Raw genomic sequence first — 16,490 nt, 5'->3', positions numbered from 1 at the left:
TATTTTTTCAAGACAATATCAAGAAAAGTCTAGCTTTCACCAAGCAGTTTTTTATTAAAAAAGAAACTGAGAAAATCTCAGCTTCTTTTATTTGGCATAATCTACTGCTCGCAATTCACGAATGACTGTTACCTTAATATTACCTGGGTAATTCAGTTCATTTTCAATCTTCTTACGCACCTGATGGGCTAAGATGGTGACTTGTTTATCCGATACACGTTCTGGTTCAACCATAATTCGAATCTCACGACCTGCCTGGAGGGCATAACTTTGCTTAACTCCCTTGAAGTTAGTCGCAATGTCTTCCAAATCACGCAGACGCTTGATGTAGTTTTCGATAGACTCATTACGAGCACCTGGTCGAGCTGAACTTAGAGCATCTGCTGCCGCTACTAAGACCGCAATGACGCTTTCTGCTTCCACATCGCCATGATGACTCGCGATGGTATTGACAATCACAGGATGTTCCTTGTATTTACGTGCAAATTCCGTGCCAATCTCAACATGGCTACCTTCGACTTCCTTGTCAATGGCCTTGCCCATATCATGCAAGAAACCTGCACGACGAGCTAGGGCAACATTTTCACCTAACTCACCTGCTAAAATACCTGCTAGCTTACCAACTTCAACCGAGTGACGAAGAACATTTTGCCCATAGCTAGTTCTAAAATGCAAACGGCCCATAATCTTAATCAAATCTGGATGAAGATTAAGTGCGCCAATTTCATAAGCTGCTGCTTCACCATACTCACGAATACGTTGATCAAGTTCCAGACGATTTTTCTCCACCAACTCTTCAATACGAGCTGGATGGATACGACCGTCTTTAATCAAAGCTTCTAAAGTTAGCCGAGCAATTTCACGGCGAATCGGATCAAATCCAGATAACATGACCACTTCTGGTGTGTCATCAATGATAATATCAATTCCCGTCAAACTCTCCAAAGTACGAATATTACGGCCTTCTCGACCAATAATACGTCCCTTCATGCTATCATCAGGCAGATGAACCGTCGTAATCGTCTGTTCAGTCACATAGTCCCCCGCCAAACGTTGCATGGCTTGAGAGAGTAGTTCCTTAGCTGTCTTATCAGCTCGATCCTTAACTTCCTGTTCAGCCGCCTTAATACGATTGGCAATATCCTGAGTGAGATTATTTTCTGTTTCTGTCAAAATAATCTCTCGTGCTTCAGCGATAGACATGTGAGCCACACGTTGCAATTCTTCTGATTTTTGCGACTCCAATTGAGCAACTTCTTCTTCACGCTCATCAATATGCCTAGACCTATCAGACAGACTTTGTTCCTTTTGTTCCAAAAGTCTTTCTTTATTGGCCAAGTTTTCATCCTTACGGTCAAGTGAGCTGGCACGCTGAGTCAGACGGTTATCCATCTGCTTCAACTCCTGTCGCTCAGTCTTAAATTCTTGGTCAATGGCTTCACGATAACGTCTAGCCTCTTCTCGTGCTTCGATGAGTAATTCTTTTCGTTGAGCATTACCATCACGCTGGGCAGCTTGTCTAATCTGGTCAGCCTCTGCTTCTGCTAAACCTCTCAGATTCACTGCATCTTGTTCTGCATTCAAAAGAGTCAGTTCTGCAGTTTCTTTGGCCGTTTTCATCTTAGCCGAAATCACTACATAACCAATCAACAAACCAATGAGGGAAGAAACAAGGCCTAAAATTAGTTGTAACATGTTTTTTACCTCAATTTATTTTTTGGCATAAGCCAAATTACATTCTAACACAATTTAACTTTTTTCTCAATCTAAAACTAGATTGACTGACCAACTTTATGTTATGATAAGGTAAAATAAAATAAGGAGTTCTCATGACAAAAGAAGTTATTGTAGAAAGTTTTGAATTAGATCACACGGCTGTTAAAGCCCCCTATGTTCGCTTGATTTCTGAAGAAAGTGGCCCTGTTGGAGATGTCATCACCAACTTTGATATTCGTTTAGTTCAACCCAACCAAGATGCCATGCCAACCAGTGGCCTTCATACCATTGAACATCTGCTTGCTAAGCTGATTCGTCAACGCATTGATGGCATGATTGACTGTTCACCTTTTGGATGCCGTACTGGATTCCACTTAATTATGTGGGGACGTCATAGTTCAGACACCATCGCCAAAGTCATTAAAGAATCACTAGAAGAAATCGCTCAAGTGACTAGCTGGGAAGATGTCCCTGGTACAACCATTGAATCTTGTGGTAACTACAAAGACCACAGCCTATTTTCTGCAAAAGAATGGGCGAAATTGATTCTTGAACAAGGCATCTCGACTGACCCCTTTGAACGTCGAGTGATTTAAAAAAGAAGCCAATAGGCTTCTTTTTTAATAGTCTAAGTTATCAGCATTACCTGGGGCATTTCCAACAAAGTAACCTGTCTTGGCATTGATTGAGAAGAGATAAGTTCCGTCAGATTTGAACATGTTGTAATAGCCATTACCGTTAATAATATTAACCGGTTCAACATAGTAGTTGTTATCTGTAAAGTAACCGCGAGCTCGTGAAATGTTGATGATATTTTCCAAAACACCTGGATTAAAGGCCCATGCTGGATTGTTAGTATCCGCAATAGCTGTATCATTATACGGCACACGAGTCAAGTTACGTTGAAGTACAGACGAATCTGACCCAATCACGCTCGTTGTCGCTGCACTGGTTGCTGCGTCTGTTGTCACACCAGCTTGAGCTGTTGTGGTTTGCTCTGAAGTTGTTGCTGTATTTTCAGTTGCAGGAGTTTGCGTTGTCGCAACTTGGTCTGCAGCAACAGTAGTTTGTTCAGTTGTCGCTTGATCAGTCATTGCCGCATCACCACTTGTAGCCGTTTCTGTATCTGTGTTAACAGAGGCTGACACAATTCCTGCATTGGTTCTTGCTTCTGAAACGACTGATTGCAACAGTGTATCAAGCGAGGCGTTACCTGTATTTAAGACATCACTTGATAAATCATCAAGATTAGCATCTGCTTTCAAGCTAGTTGCCACTTTTTCACCATCTACAATCGCGTCTGTTTCAAATTTACTGTTAATAGCTTGAACTGCTGCGATTGATTTGCTCAATTTATCATAATCTGCCTTAGCCTTGTCATAATAGCTAGTTCCTTTGAGCTTATTAAGAGCTGTTTCTAAGTTGGGTAAATTAGCAAATTCGCTATTTTTCAACTTGGTCTTTTCGCTATCTGCGAAAAATGTTCCATATAGCTCCGTAAAGCTATTATAATCAGCTTTTGCAGTCGCCGTATCTGTACTGCTTTGGTTAGATGACGACGAAGAACTAGTTGAACTACTACTTGTCGAGGTAACCGAAGTGGCTTGTTTACTTAATTGATTAAGGCCATAACCTGCCCCAAAAATACCAAGTACCAAAGCTGCTAGACCACCAATAATCCATTTTTTGTTTTTGTAAACTGGTTGCACATCATCTGCGTCACCTAAAACAAAATCATCAACTTCCTTAGTCATAGGAGCAGATGTCTCGGTCAATTCCACTTCATCAAAAATTGAGCTTTTCGTTGAAACTGGTGTTGGTGTAACAGAATCAGTCAAGGCCACCTCCTCAACCGTATCTACTGTATCAGCGACAACGGTATCTTCAATCAAGCCAGCTTGAGCCAATTCTTCACGTTGTTGTTTGATAAAATTATCTAAAACACCTGTATCCAATGACTCTAAATCAATCTTATCAAATTTCTTTGATTCAACTTTTTCACGGTTTTGTTTAATATATTTGTCTAAAATACCATCAGTATCTGTAATACCTGCCTTGATTTCAGATTCCTTACGAATCGTTTCTTCTACCGTTAAATCTTTTACACGATTTAAATCCAAACCGTCCTTATTTTTAAACATATTTTTCTTATTTTTTGTCATCATACTTCCTTTCTTACTGCTTCATTTCTGATCGTTTAACACGTTGACCAAAGTATTGATACAAATCAACTTTTAAAGTACCGTTATAGAGTTTTCGCTTCTTATCAGCTGGCGTACCATATTTTTGTTCAAAAGCTTCATCACTAGTCAAAATAAACTTACTCCATGTTTTGAGTGGAGCAAACACACGTCCCATATCAGCATAGAGGTCATCAACTTCCTCACTCTTGAGCAAACGTTCACCATAAGGGGGATTAGAGATAATAACCCCATTGATTTTCTCTGTTCGTAAATCCTGCAATCGCATTTGCTTAAAGGTAATGGCATCTGCCAAACCCACTTCTTCTGCATTTCTTTTTGCGATTTCAATCATTCTGGCATCAATATCAAAACCAGAAATATCTAAAACAAGATCATATTTAGCTTCATTCTCAGCCTGATCACGAACCTCTTGTACCAGTTTCTTATCTACCCAGTCCCATTTTTCAAAAGCAAACTGGCGATTAAAGCCTGGTGCAATATTCATGGCCATCATCGCTGCCTCAATACAGAAAGTACCAGAACCACAAGTCGGATCAATCAAAGGCTTATCTGGAAACCAATTAGATAGTTGTAAGATTGCCGCCGCCATATTTTCCTTGATCGGCGCACCACCTTTTTCCGTTCGATAGCCCCGTTTGAACAAACTATCACCACTAGTGTCAATCATTACGGTTGCCTGGTCTTTCAGAATCGACACTTCAATCTTAAACTCTGCACCAATCTCCTGTAAAGGTACTCCTTCAGGACGATGGTAGTGTTTTTGTAATTTTTTAACCACTGCTTTTTTGGTAATGGCTTGAACACTTGGTTCATTGTGCAATTTAGAACGCACACATTTTGCCTTACTAATCGGAAACTTCGCTCCCAAAGGCAGATAATTTTCCCAATCTAATGCCAAAACCCCTTGAAACAGTTCCTCAAAGGTACGCGCTGGAAATTGACCAACGATAATCTTGATGCGATCAGCTGCTCTTAACCATAAATTTGTTTTGATAATCGTTTCCAAATCACCTTGGAACAAGACTTTCCCATTTTCTACCTGACAATCAATGCCTAACGCTCGAATTTCACGGCCAACAACAGCCTCTAAACCTGCTGCAGCTGTGGCCACTAATTTAAATGATGTTTTCATATCTTCTTTCATAATCTACAATAAAAGCTAGCAAGTGCTAGCTCACCTATTATGCAATTTTCTATAAGCCATGTTTTGTTCAGGAGGCAACTAGGCCTTGCCTCCCTTGATAATCATCTGTCTACTACAAGGATAAACTTGCAGTCAAAATAGTCTGTTCGGATTCCAGCTATTTCATGCCCCGACCAAAGTTTGGGTTGCTAGCTTGAGGGGTTTACCGCGTTCCATTTTTCACGTTTCCATGAAAACTACGTCACTGTGGCACTTTCAGGATGACTCTGGCATATCAAAGACTTAGCCATTTTATCCGCCGTAACTCATCTCAAGGACAAGTCCCTAGGCTTATTGGTTCGCCTAGCACAAACACTACCGGCATCACAGCCAGTGCTAGCATGGACTTTCCTCATGGCAACTCATTTACCATGCGATTATCCAAAAATTGCACATTATTTTATTCTACAATCTGTTTGCCGAAAACTTCTTTTTCTAAACGGCTAATACGCTTGAGAATATCAAGATTTGTCGCCGTCTGATGACTACTAAACTGACTAGTTGGTGCTACTGTTACTGCAGGTTGTGTCTTAACTTCAGTAGAACTATTCGCCAATTGTTTCTTCAAAGCTTGATTTTCTTCACGAAGGGCAGCTATCTGAGCACTAAAGGTTTCATAGTCTTTAATCACATCATCCAAAAACTCATCCACTTCTTTTTTATCAAAGCCACGCATCACGGTCTTAAATTCTTGTTCAAAAATGTCTTTTGGACTCAAAATAATACTTGCCATTCTATTTCTCCATACTAATCAATCTAAAAGAGCATTCACTCATTTTTGATTATACAAGAAGATAGAAGAAAAATCAAGAATTTTACTTAATTGAGTTAAGACTCTATTTCCTGTGCCAAATCATTAAGACGACCAAAATCTAAGCGTTTGATGTCGTAATTTAACAACGTTTTTATTCGATTAAATAAATATTTCAAATTGGTTTCATGCTCCTCGTCATAAAAGAGATAAGCTCCATCTGTATGGTTAAGCAAAAAATCTTGATAAGCTTTTAACTGCTGTGGGCTTTGATAACTAGGGTAACTATATTTGACAAAATCCAGTTGCTTAAAAGCAGTTAAAACCATTTGATTATTGTCGTTCCAACTTTGACCATGGTCTTCAAATGGAAAAATGACCCCCATCTGAAACCTGTAGTCCTTCTGCATGTTTTTAGCAACCTCCAAAACCCAATATTCAAAACCCAAATTACCTGTGAAAATCAACCACTCTAAGCCTTGTTCACACAGATACTCCAAATCTTTTTCAATAGCTTTTTTAATCACTTGTAGCCGTGGGTCTGTTTCTTGAAAAATACCCAAATCAAAATTTCGGTAACCTGAGACAAGAATTGTGGACATTTTTTGCTATCCTTTCTAAAAATATGCTATAATAGGTTGAAATGTGTTATTTTAATTAAGCGATTAGGAGCGATATGGTTAACTACCCTCATCGATTAAAGCGACAAGCTGTTTCAAAACACTTGAAACAGAACCGTTCTCAAACTGACTTTGCCAATCGTGGCATGTCTTTTGAAGCCAGTATCAATGCGACTAACGCCTACTATTTGACACGAGAACTAGCAGTCATTCATAAAAAACCGACACCCGTTCAGATCGTCAAAGTCGATTACCCTAAACGCAGTCGGGCGAAAATTGTTGAAGCTTATTTTAGACAAGCCTCAACCACTGACTATTCTGGTGTCTATAAGGGACGTTACATTGATTTTGAAGCCAAGGAAACCCGGCAAAAAACTGCCATGCCCATGAAAAATTTTCACGAGCATCAGATTGAACACATGAAACAAGTGCTTCGACAAGATGGCATTTGCTTTGTTCTCTTGCATTTTTCTTCGTTGAAAGAAACCTATTTCTTACCAGCTCAAGCTTTAATTGACCACTACAAACGTGACCAAGGAAGCAAATCTATGCCACTTGATTATATCAAAAAACAAGGCTATCGCATAGCTGACTCTATTCTTCCTCAAGTCCCTTATCTTGATATTATTGAAAAATTCTTTTAGGCGGTGATTACTATCAAATCGAAATCTCTTTTAAACCTTATTAAATATGCAGTAGGAGCACTACTCAGTTTTATCATTTTCCTAGTTGTTATAGGTGCCTTAGTTTTTGGCTTTTTTGTCCTTACCGCTCCGTCTCTCTCTGAAGACAAATTGAGGGCTGTTAATTCCAGCTTGGTATTTGATAGCGAGGGGAATCAAATTGCTGATTTAGGATCTGAACAACGTGAGAGCGTAACGGCTGATAGCATTCCAATTGATTTGGTCAATGCTGTAACAGCTATTGAAGATCGCCGTTTCTTTGAACATCGAGGAATTGATATTTTCCGTATCCTAGGTTCTGCTTGGCATAATTTAACCAGCAACACCACTCAAGGTGGGTCAACCCTTGATCAACAATTGATTAAGCTAGCATATTTCTCAACCACTGAACGTGACCAAAACCTTAAACGTAAGGCTCAAGAAGCTTGGTTATCACTACAAATGGAGAAAAAATATACCAAGCAAGAAATTCTAACCTTCTATATTAACAAGGTTTATATGGGAAATGGTTACTATGGTATGCGAACAGCAGCTAAAAACTATTATGGCAAAGATTTGCCAGAATTGTCTATCGCTCAATTAGCTTTACTTGCTGGTATTCCACAAGCTCCTAGCCAATATGACCCTTATACCAATGCCGAAACCGCTCAAGCTCGACGCGATACTGTGCTATCTCAAATGCTTAATTACGGTAAGATTAGTAAAGAGGTCTATGAGGAAGCCTTAGCTACTCCTGTTACTGATGGCCTTAAACCATTACAAAAGAAAGTTAGCTATGAAAAATATCTAGATAACTATCTCAAACAAGTCATTCAAGAAGTTGAAGAAAAAACAGGTAAAGACATCTTTACGTCTGGTTTAAAAGTTTATACGAATGTTAATTCAAACTTACAAAGCTACCTATGGGATGTTTATAACACCTATGACTACATCGCTTATCCAGATGATGAAATGCAAGTAGCTTCAACCATCATGGATGTTAACACTGGTCAAGTCATTGCCCAACTAGGCGCTAGAAATCAAAACGATGATATCTCATTTGGTACCAATCAAGCTGTTTTAACCGATCGTGACTGGGCGTCAACCATGAAACCAATCACAGACTATGGGCCTGCTCTTGATAGTGGAGTCTATACCTCTACCGCTCAATCAACTAACGATTCTATCTACTATTGGCCTGGTACTTATACCCAAGTCTATAACTGGGATCGTCAATACTATGGCTGGATGACCATTCAAACAGCTTTGATGCAATCGCGTAACATTCCAGCAATTCGAGCTTTGGAAGCGGCTGGATTAGAAACCTCTCTCAAATTCCTTAACAAATTAGGAATTGATTATCCTGAAATGCTATATTCTAACGCCATCTCTAGTAACACAACCGTCAATGATTCTAAGTACGGTGCTAGTAGCGAGAAGATGGCTGCTGCCTATGCTGCTTTTGCAAATGGTGGTACTTATTATAAGCCACAATACGTCAATAAGATTGAATTTAATGACGGTTCAAGTCAATCTTACAAACCTGAAGGCTCTCGTGCGATGAAAGAAACTACAGCCTACATGATGACAGATATGCTGAAAACCGTTCTAACTTACGGAACAGGTACAGAAGCTGCAATTGGTTCAATGCCACAAGCTGGTAAAACAGGAACATCAAACTACAGTGATGACGAGTTAGATATTATTGCTGCAGAAACTGGACTTTACACACAAAATGTTGGAACAATTGCACCAGATTCTAACTTTGTCGGCTACACCTCACAATACTCAATGGCTGTTTGGACGGGTTATAAAAACCGTCTAACCCCACTTTATGGTAATGGGCTAAAAATCTCTGCTCAAATCTATCGAACAGTCATGTATTATCTCACTGGTGGTTATAGTGATGATTGGGAAATGCCTGAAGGACTATATCGTAGCAATGGTATGCTTTATTTAGATGGTTATAGTACTAATAATAGAGATTATTATTCTAACTCACGGGCAACTAATAATCGTAGCAATCACACAACAAGTTCTACAACTGTCACTACTAACGAAATCAGCAGTAGTAGTCAGAATGAAACAAGTAGCTCTTCAAAAGAAAGTAGCTCAACTTCTTCTAGTAAAGCCTCAGAAACAGATACCGAAACTGAAGATGAACTTGAAGCCGTTGCATCGACATCAATTGCTTCAAGTAATGCAACAACTAGAGAAAACACTTCTAGTTCAGCAACAGAAACTGTTCCATTCTATGAAGAAGAAATTGAAGAATAAAGAAAATCCCTCATCTGAGGGATTTTTTCTTTGGTCAACTGTAACTAAGCTGGTGTAATATCATTTTCAATGATAACTTTAAGTGCTTCGTTTTTACCAGCATTCTTAAAGACTTCATAGGCTTTTTCAATTTCAGATAGTTTGAAGTGGTGTGTTACTAACTGGCCTGCATCAATTTTTCCTGATTTCACAACGTTAAGCAACATTTCAGTGGTATTAGCATTAACCAAACCAGTTGATAAAGTCACATTCTTAATCCATAAATCTTGCAAAGCAAAGTCAACTGGCTTACCATGAACACCCAAGTTGGCAATGTGACCACCGATAGCTACAACATTTTGACAAACATCAAAGGTTTCTGGATAACCAACACACTCCATACTAACATCAACACCACGACCATCTGTCAACTCATCAATCTTAGCCTTGATTTCTTCCACATCAGATGAACAAATCGTATGTGTTGCACCAAATTTCTTAGCGGCTTCAAGACGAGATTCAGACAAATCAACCATAATAATCTTAGCTGGAGAATAGAATTGAACTGTCAACAAGGCTGCTAAACCAACTGGACCTGCACCGACGATACACACGCTATCTCCTGGTTTAACATGAGATGGCTGAACACCAATTTCATAGGAAGTTGGGAAAATATCAGACAACATTACAAGAGCATCATCTTCTACTGTCTTAGGTGCATGATAAAGACTACCGTCTGCATGAGGAATATGAACATACTCAGACTGTGTACCATTGATGAGATGTCCTAAAATCCATCCACCACTTTCACAGTGAGATGGCAACTGACGCTTACAATAGTAGCAAGTGTTACAAGAAGTGATACAAGAAACAATAACTTTATCACCAACCTTGAAATTGCTAACTGCCTCTCCGACTTCTTCTACGATTCCAATTCCCTCATGACCCAAGATTGTTCCTGGTTTACAAGCTGGTACATCTCCACCTAAAATATGAAGATCCGTTCCACAAATCGTGGTTTTCACAATTCGTACAATAGCATCAGTTGGATTAACAATCGTTGGTTTAGGTTGTTCAACTAATTCTAATTGACCTTTATTGACATAAGTTGCTGCTTTCATAGTAAGCCTCCTCTATAGTTTGTTATCTTTTTAACAATCTTATTATAGCATTTTTGGAAAGCGTTTGCAACAGTTTTTTGTATTTTCTTCAAAAAAAATTCTACTAAACCAGTTAGTAGAATTTACTTTATTTCCAAAAATCATCAAAAATCGTAATCGGCAGGTGACGTTTATGGGCTGTTTTTTGCCACCAATTTTCAATGATCTCTTGGGCTTGGGACGTAATTTTTTTCCCTTCCAAGTAATCATCGATATTGTTATAGGTCACTCCTAAAGCCACTTCATCTGCCAAGCCTGGTTTATCTTCTTCCAAATCAGCAATAGGAATCTTGTTGTAAAGACTTGCTTCTGCTCCTAACTCTTTCAAGAGAGCTTTTCCTTGACGTTTGTTTAGGCGAAATAGGGGCAAGATGTCTGCACCACCATCACCAAATTTGGTAAAGAAACCAGTAATATTTTCTGCAGCATGATCAGTCCCAATAACAGCTCCTTGATATTGGCCTGCAATGGCATACTGGGTAATCATACGCTGACGAGCCTTGATATTTCCCTTATTAAAATCAGAAATGCTCACACCTGCCCTAGCTAGTTCTGCCACTTGGCCATCAACTGCCTCTTTAATGTTGACTGTCAGCAGTTGGTCTGGTTGAATAAAATCCAAAGCTTTTTGGGCATCTGCTTCGTCAGCCTGTACCCCATAAGGCAGACGAACTGCAATAAATTGATAACTGTCATCTTTGGTTTCAGCTCGCATTTCTGCCATGGTTAGCTGGGCGAGTCGGCCAGCCAAGGTTGAATCTTGACCACCAGAAATGCCCAAAACAAAGGTTTTCAAGAAGGGGTGTTTATATAGATAACTTTTGAGAAAATCAATAGATTTTCTAATTTCTTCTTTGGGGTCAATTTGCGCTTTTACGCCTAAGGCTTTAACGATTTCTCTTTGTAGTGACATCAGACCTCCACTCCTCTACTCAATGCTTCCTTACGCACTCGGTCAATCAGATCCATCTTATTCTTCCACACATCGCCTGCCAAGTCCACTGGATACTCCTGTGGATTAAGTACACGTTTGTATTCGTCCCATAAGGCATCGAGTTCTTTCTTGGCATAGGCCTTAATTTCGGTCAAACTTGGCAAGTCATAGACCAATTTTCCTTGGTCATAAATATCAACTAAGAGTGGCACAGCATCAAAGTCCTTGACCCACTTGTCAATATAGGTATAGGTTGGGTGGAACATGTGGATTTCGTCTAATTGGTTAACATCAACATCAGAAAAAGTTAAATAGTCACCCTCTGACTTGCCTTTTGCACGACTGGTAATTCGCCAAACTTGTTTTTTACCAGGGGTAGAAACTTTTTCAGCGTTATTAGACAACTTAATGGTGTCTTGCATTTGCCCCTTGTCATCTTCGATGGACACAATCTTATAAACGGCTCCCAAGGCGGGTTGATCATAGGCTGTAATGAGCTTTGTTCCCACACCCCAAACATCAATCTTAGCTTTTTGCATTTTAAGGTTGAGAATGGTATTTTCATCTAAATCATTAGACGCATAAATCTTAGCATCAGGATAGCCGGCATCATCTAGTTGCTTTCTGACTTTCTTAGACAAATAAGCCATATCACCTGAGTCAATTCGCACACCTTTGAAGTTGATCTTATCGCCAAATTCCTTGGCAACCTTAATCGCAGCAGGCACACCTAGGCGAAGCGTGTCATAGGTATCAACCAAAAAGATACAGTCTTTATGAGTGCTGGCATAGGCCTTAAAAGCGTCGTAATCATTGCCATAGGCTTGAACAAGGGCGTGCGCGTGGGTTCCAGAAACTGGAATCCCAAAAATTTTACCCGCTCGAACATTACTGGTAGCGTCAGCACCACCAATCATAGCAGCCCTAGTTCCCCAAAGGGCTGCGTCCATTTCTTGAGCCCTACGAGTACCAAATTCCAAAAGTGGCTCATCTTCAATCACTGACTTAATTCGTGCAGCCTTAGTGGCAATCAACGTTTGGAAGTTTACAATATTCAAAAGAGCTGTTTCTAGTAATTGTCCTTGAGCAAGTGGACCTTCAACTTGAACTAAGGGTTCATTGGCAAAAACCAAATCTCCCTCTTGGGCTGACTTTATGGATAACTCCAACTTGAAATTTTTAAGATAGGTCAAGAAATCTTCTTGGTAGCCTAGCTCACGCAAGTAGGCAAGGTCTGTTTCTGAAAACTTGAGATTTTCTAAATATCGGACAATTCGCTCCAGACCTGCAAAAACAGCATAGCCATTGGCAAAAGGTAATTTTCTAAAATAAAGCTCAAAAACGGCTTTTTTATTGTGAATCCCTTGATTAAAATAAACCTGCATCATGTTAATCTGATACAGATCCGTATGTAGGGTCAAACTATCATCTGTATATATCATAAGTTGTCAATCTTCTCCTTATCCTTATCATTATAGCATAATTTAAGTGAAAAATAGACGCTAAGGGTTGATGAGATGGTGATACAAAAGTTTAGGTTGAGTTAACATCAACAGATGATCTTCTGGAAGAATCTTAATATGAGAAACGGTCAAAGTCTGCTCTGAAAAAACTGTTAGCTGCTTAACCAGTTGATTCACTTGTTCCAAAAGATAGCTAGGATTAAGTCCAGCATAAATACTCAAGTAAGCATAGATATTAGATTGACTAAGAAGTGGTTGGAAACTTTCTTCTTTTTTCTGTAAATTATACTCAAGAATCTGACAAAGAATACTGTCTTTTTGTTCTTCTCCTGTCAACATCATGTCCAAATACCCTGATATGTCGGTATAACTTTCGTCAACAACCTTTTGAAACATCTCATCCAAATCTACTTGTGATGGCACTTCTTCTAATCCTGAAATTAAAACCAAGCGAGCAATCGGCAACTGGGCTTTTGCCAAAACAGATAAGGTGACTAAACTGCCATAAGAAGAAGCAATCACTGTCCCACTAGAAGATAAGTTTTTCATTTTTTCCAATAAACTTGCTTCTACTTCTTCTTGAGTAATTGCTGAAAAAGATTCATCTAAAAAATTAACAAAATCGCATTTACCCTTAGCGAAAACTGGAAATTTTAACAACTTGTCCCAAACATGTTGACTCCAGCCAAGTGGAGAAACAAATAAATAATCAATCATTAAAAGCACCTCCCTTTCTTTAAGCATAGCATATTTTAAGGCGGTTAGAAAGGTTTATTAACATTCTACTGAGTAATTCTTTTGTCAACTCTTTCACATCAAAAAAAGCAGAGTTTTCTCTGCTTTAATTGTGTTCTGTTAGGTAGTGATAGGCTGAAATACCTGCGATCGCTCCGTCACCGACAGCTGTCGTAATCTGACGTAGGTCTTTTTGGCGAACGTCACCAATGGCAAAGATACCTGGCACCTTGGTTGCCATTTTATCGTCTGTTGGAATCCAACCATTGTCATCTGTCATTTGCAAGTCAGCTACCATCTGCGATACTGGATCAAGTCCGATGTAGATAAAAACACCTGCAAAGGCGTGATTGGTCACTTGACCAGTCTTGACATTCTCAATGTCAACGCTAGTCACTTTAACATCGTTCCCCTTGATTTCTTTGACCACGCTATCCCAAATGAAGTTGATTTTTTCATTGGCAAGAGCTCGGTCTTGTAGAAGTTTTTGGGCTCTGAGTTGATCACGGCGATGAACAATGGTCACTGATTTGGCAAAACGTGTCAAAAATAGAGCTTCTTCAACTGCCGAATCACCTCCACCAACAACAAGAAGATCTTGATCTCGGAAAAATGCACCATCACAGACTGCACAGTAGGAAACCCCTCGACTGGCATAGGTGTCTTCACCTGGCACCTGAAGTAAGCGGTGTTTGGCACCTGTTGCAAGAATCACAGTCTTGGCCTCAAATTCACCATCCATGGTCTTGACCAATTTACTTTGACCCAAGTCTTGAATGGTCGTCACAATACCATAGAGGTGTTCAACACCCAGTTTTTCTAAGGGGTCAAACATCTTCATCGATAGCTCTGGTCCAGAAATCAAGTCAAAACCAGGATAATTTTCAATATCAGCCGTATTATTCATCTGCCCCCCAGGTGCTCCCTGTTCTAACAGACCTACCTTGAGGTTACTTCTAGCTGCATAAAGGGCTGCAGTCATCCCAGCTGGACCTGCACCAATAACTAGCGTGTCGTACATGCTTTCTCCTTTTCTTAACCAGTTTCTAAGCCTTAATCATCAAAATCAGGGCCATAAAGGCAAATGATAAAATGGGAATACTAATCAAAACCATCATCATGGTGTCATACAGGGCAGCCTGTCTTTCCTTTACTGTCGGATCTAACTTGCGATTGACCCGATAAAGTAGCCAAATAATCGCAACAACAAGCGTAAAGACAATCGCCCACAACAGACCTTGTAAATAAAAATTAAAAATATTGATGAGCATAAGTGTATTAAATGTATTGTTTGTTATAAGAAGCGAAAAATTCCTTGGTTCTAGCTTCTTTAGGGTTACGGAAAATCTCTTCTGGGCTACCTTGTTCCAAGATATGTCCCTTTTCTAAAAATAGCACCTTATCTGCCACTTGATAGACAAAATTCATGTCATGACTAACCAAAACCATGGTTTGACCTGCCTTGGCTGCGTCAGCAATTGATTTTTCCACCTCACCGACTAACTCAGGGTCAAGGGCAGACGTGGGTTCGTCAAGTAAAAGTACATCTGGTTTCATGGCAAGGGCACGAGCTAGCGCCACCCGTTGCTTTTGCCCACCCGATAGGTGACGGGGGTAATGATTTTCACGATCAGACAGACCAACCTTTGCCAATTCTACTTTGGCAATTTGAGTTGCTTCTTCATCTGATAATTTTTTGACAATCTTTAGACCTTCCTTGACATTGTCTAGGGCTGTACGGCGTTCAAACAGATTGAATTGTTGGAAAACCATGGCCAACTTACGACGCAAGGTAATGATGTCGTCTTTGCTAATGTTGGTGAAATCTACCTTGAAATCTTCAATTTCAATGGTGCCAGAATCAGCTTGTTCCAAGTAGTTTAGGCTACGTAGAAAGGTTGATTTTCCAGCACCTGATGCCCCTACCAAAGCAATGACTTCACCCTTTTTAATCTCTAAATTCAAGTCATTCAAGACCTTTTGACCTGAAAATTCCTTGGTCAAATGACTAATTTTAATCATGACGACCTCCTTGTTTGACCTGTTCTGGTGATGGAATAGCCATTTTCTTCTCCAAGAAACGACCAACAGATTCAATCACAATATTGACCAACCAATAAATCATAGCTACCGAGATAAAACGTTCAAAATAACGGTAATCTCGCCCACCAAGGATTTGAGCCTGAGCAAACATTTCCACGATTCCCGCATTAAATGCCAGAGATGTCCCCTTGGTCAAACCAATTAGGGTGTTAATCAAGGTTGGTGTTGCAATCACGGCTGCATTGGGAATAATGACACGACGGTAAATCTGAGTAGATGTCATCCCTAAACTTTTAGCTGCTTCAATCTCACCACTATTGACCGCTTGAATGGCTGCACGAATGGTTTCACTCGTATAGGCCGCTTCATTAAAGGCAAAGGCCGTAATGGCAAACACAGAAGCTGGAATACTGTTAACATTCCAGTTCAAACCATAAGATTGATTAAGAGCTTTCAACAACAGGGGAATCCCATAATAACTCAACATGAGTTGCACCAAAATCGGCGTTCCACGTAAGAAACTAACCACAACTGCTTGAATCGGATAAAGCACTTTTGTCCGATTGATTTTAACAATGGCAAAAAGTAAGGCTAGAAGCAGACCAAAAACAGCTCCACCTAGAGTCAGTCCCAAGGTAATGGGCAACTGCTCCAAAATACTTGGAATAGCATTAAAAACTGCTCGCCAACTAAATAATTTTCCATCAGGCAGACCGGCTACCAGATTGGCATACCAACCTGCTGCAACTAATTTATCCATATT

General features: G+C 39.7%; 16 protein-coding genes and 1 other RNA gene. 3 read left to right on the top strand and 14 right to left on the bottom strand.

Annotated elements, in window-relative coordinates:
* Positions 1–87: 87 nt before the first annotated feature.
* Entirely contained in the window at positions 88–1,695 is a 1,608-nt protein-coding gene (locus tag FRX51_RS03600) for a ribonuclease Y (protein ID WP_146495921.1), read from the bottom strand.
* 134 nt (positions 1,696–1,829) lie between these two features.
* On the opposite strand from FRX51_RS03600, the gene FRX51_RS03595 reads away from it, so the two are divergent.
* Entirely contained in the window at positions 1,830–2,312 is a 483-nt protein-coding gene (locus FRX51_RS03595) for an S-ribosylhomocysteine lyase (protein WP_146495919.1), read from the top strand.
* Positions 2,313–2,336: 24 nt separating this feature from the next.
* Here the strand turns inward: FRX51_RS03595 and FRX51_RS03590 are convergent, their stop codons facing one another.
* From FRX51_RS03590 to FRX51_RS03570, 5 genes are all read right to left on the bottom strand, one after another.
* Positions 2,337–3,878: a cell division site-positioning protein MapZ family protein gene (locus FRX51_RS03590; protein ID WP_146495917.1), complete on the bottom strand. Its 1,542-nt coding sequence runs from the start codon at positions 3,876–3,878 to the stop codon at positions 2,337–2,339.
* A 13-nt stretch (positions 3,879–3,891) separates the two neighbouring features.
* A complete protein-coding gene (locus FRX51_RS03585) occupies positions 3,892–5,052 on the bottom strand; it encodes a class I SAM-dependent RNA methyltransferase (protein ID WP_146495915.1) in 1,161 nt (386 codons plus the stop codon).
* A 59-nt stretch (positions 5,053–5,111) separates the two neighbouring features.
* An RNA gene (rnpB, locus tag FRX51_RS03580) (RNase P RNA component class B) lies at positions 5,112–5,492 on the bottom strand.
* 11 nt (positions 5,493–5,503) lie between these two features.
* A complete protein-coding gene (gene gpsB / locus FRX51_RS03575; RefSeq protein ID WP_146495914.1) occupies positions 5,504–5,836 on the bottom strand; it encodes a cell division regulator GpsB in 333 nt (110 codons plus the stop codon).
* 95 nt (positions 5,837–5,931) lie between these two features.
* Positions 5,932–6,456: a DUF1273 domain-containing protein gene (locus tag FRX51_RS03570; RefSeq protein WP_146495912.1), complete on the bottom strand. Its 525-nt coding sequence runs from the start codon at positions 6,454–6,456 to the stop codon at positions 5,932–5,934.
* 74 nt (positions 6,457–6,530) lie between these two features.
* Between FRX51_RS03570 and recU the strand changes: the two genes are divergently transcribed.
* Positions 6,531–7,118, top strand: coding sequence for a Holliday junction resolvase RecU (recU, locus tag FRX51_RS03565; RefSeq protein ID WP_146461765.1), 588 nt, complete (start codon positions 6,531–6,533; stop codon positions 7,116–7,118).
* Positions 7,119–7,121: 3 nt separating this feature from the next.
* Positions 7,122–9,413 (top strand): penicillin-binding protein PBP1A, encoded by a 2,292-nt coding sequence (pbp1a, locus tag FRX51_RS03560; RefSeq protein WP_146495910.1) that lies wholly within the window; start codon positions 7,122–7,124, stop codon positions 9,411–9,413.
* A gap of 44 nt (positions 9,414–9,457) precedes the next feature.
* Here the strand turns inward: pbp1a and FRX51_RS03555 are convergent, their stop codons facing one another.
* The 8 genes from FRX51_RS03555 to FRX51_RS03520 form a co-directional block, all read right to left on the bottom strand.
* Entirely contained in the window at positions 9,458–10,513 is a 1,056-nt protein-coding gene (locus FRX51_RS03555) for a zinc-dependent alcohol dehydrogenase family protein (RefSeq protein ID WP_146495908.1), read from the bottom strand.
* 127 nt (positions 10,514–10,640) lie between these two features.
* A complete protein-coding gene (gene nadE / locus FRX51_RS03550; RefSeq protein WP_146495906.1) occupies positions 10,641–11,465 on the bottom strand; it encodes an ammonia-dependent NAD(+) synthetase in 825 nt (274 codons plus the stop codon).
* Positions 11,465–12,925, bottom strand: coding sequence for a nicotinate phosphoribosyltransferase (locus tag FRX51_RS03545; protein ID WP_146496111.1), 1,461 nt, complete (start codon positions 12,923–12,925; stop codon positions 11,465–11,467). Before FRX51_RS03545 ends, nadE begins: the two co-directional genes overlap by 1 nt.
* A gap of 63 nt (positions 12,926–12,988) precedes the next feature.
* Positions 12,989–13,666, bottom strand: coding sequence for a hypothetical protein (locus FRX51_RS03540; protein ID WP_146495904.1), 678 nt, complete (start codon positions 13,664–13,666; stop codon positions 12,989–12,991).
* 124 nt (positions 13,667–13,790) lie between these two features.
* Entirely contained in the window at positions 13,791–14,705 is a 915-nt protein-coding gene (gene trxB, locus FRX51_RS03535) for a thioredoxin-disulfide reductase (protein WP_146495902.1), read from the bottom strand.
* Positions 14,706–14,730: 25 nt separating this feature from the next.
* The gene (locus tag FRX51_RS03530; protein ID WP_146461751.1) at positions 14,731–14,955 is read right to left on the bottom strand and encodes a DUF4059 family protein; all 225 of its coding nucleotides are present in this window, start codon (positions 14,953–14,955) and stop codon (positions 14,731–14,733) included.
* A 7-nt stretch (positions 14,956–14,962) separates the two neighbouring features.
* Positions 14,963–15,706 (bottom strand): amino acid ABC transporter ATP-binding protein, encoded by a 744-nt coding sequence (locus tag FRX51_RS03525; RefSeq protein ID WP_146495900.1) that lies wholly within the window; start codon positions 15,704–15,706, stop codon positions 14,963–14,965.
* Entirely contained in the window at positions 15,699–16,487 is a 789-nt protein-coding gene (locus FRX51_RS03520) for an amino acid ABC transporter permease (protein WP_146495898.1), read from the bottom strand. The genes FRX51_RS03525 and FRX51_RS03520 overlap by 8 nt, the downstream gene beginning before the upstream one ends.
* Positions 16,488–16,490: the final 3 nt, after the last annotated feature.

Source organism: Streptococcus sp. sy010, from assembly GCF_007859175.1.
Taxonomy (GTDB): Bacteria; Bacillota; Bacilli; order Lactobacillales; family Streptococcaceae; genus Streptococcus.
The sequence above is the reverse complement of the archived record's forward strand: the minus strand, read 5'-3'. Positions and strand labels throughout refer to the sequence as shown.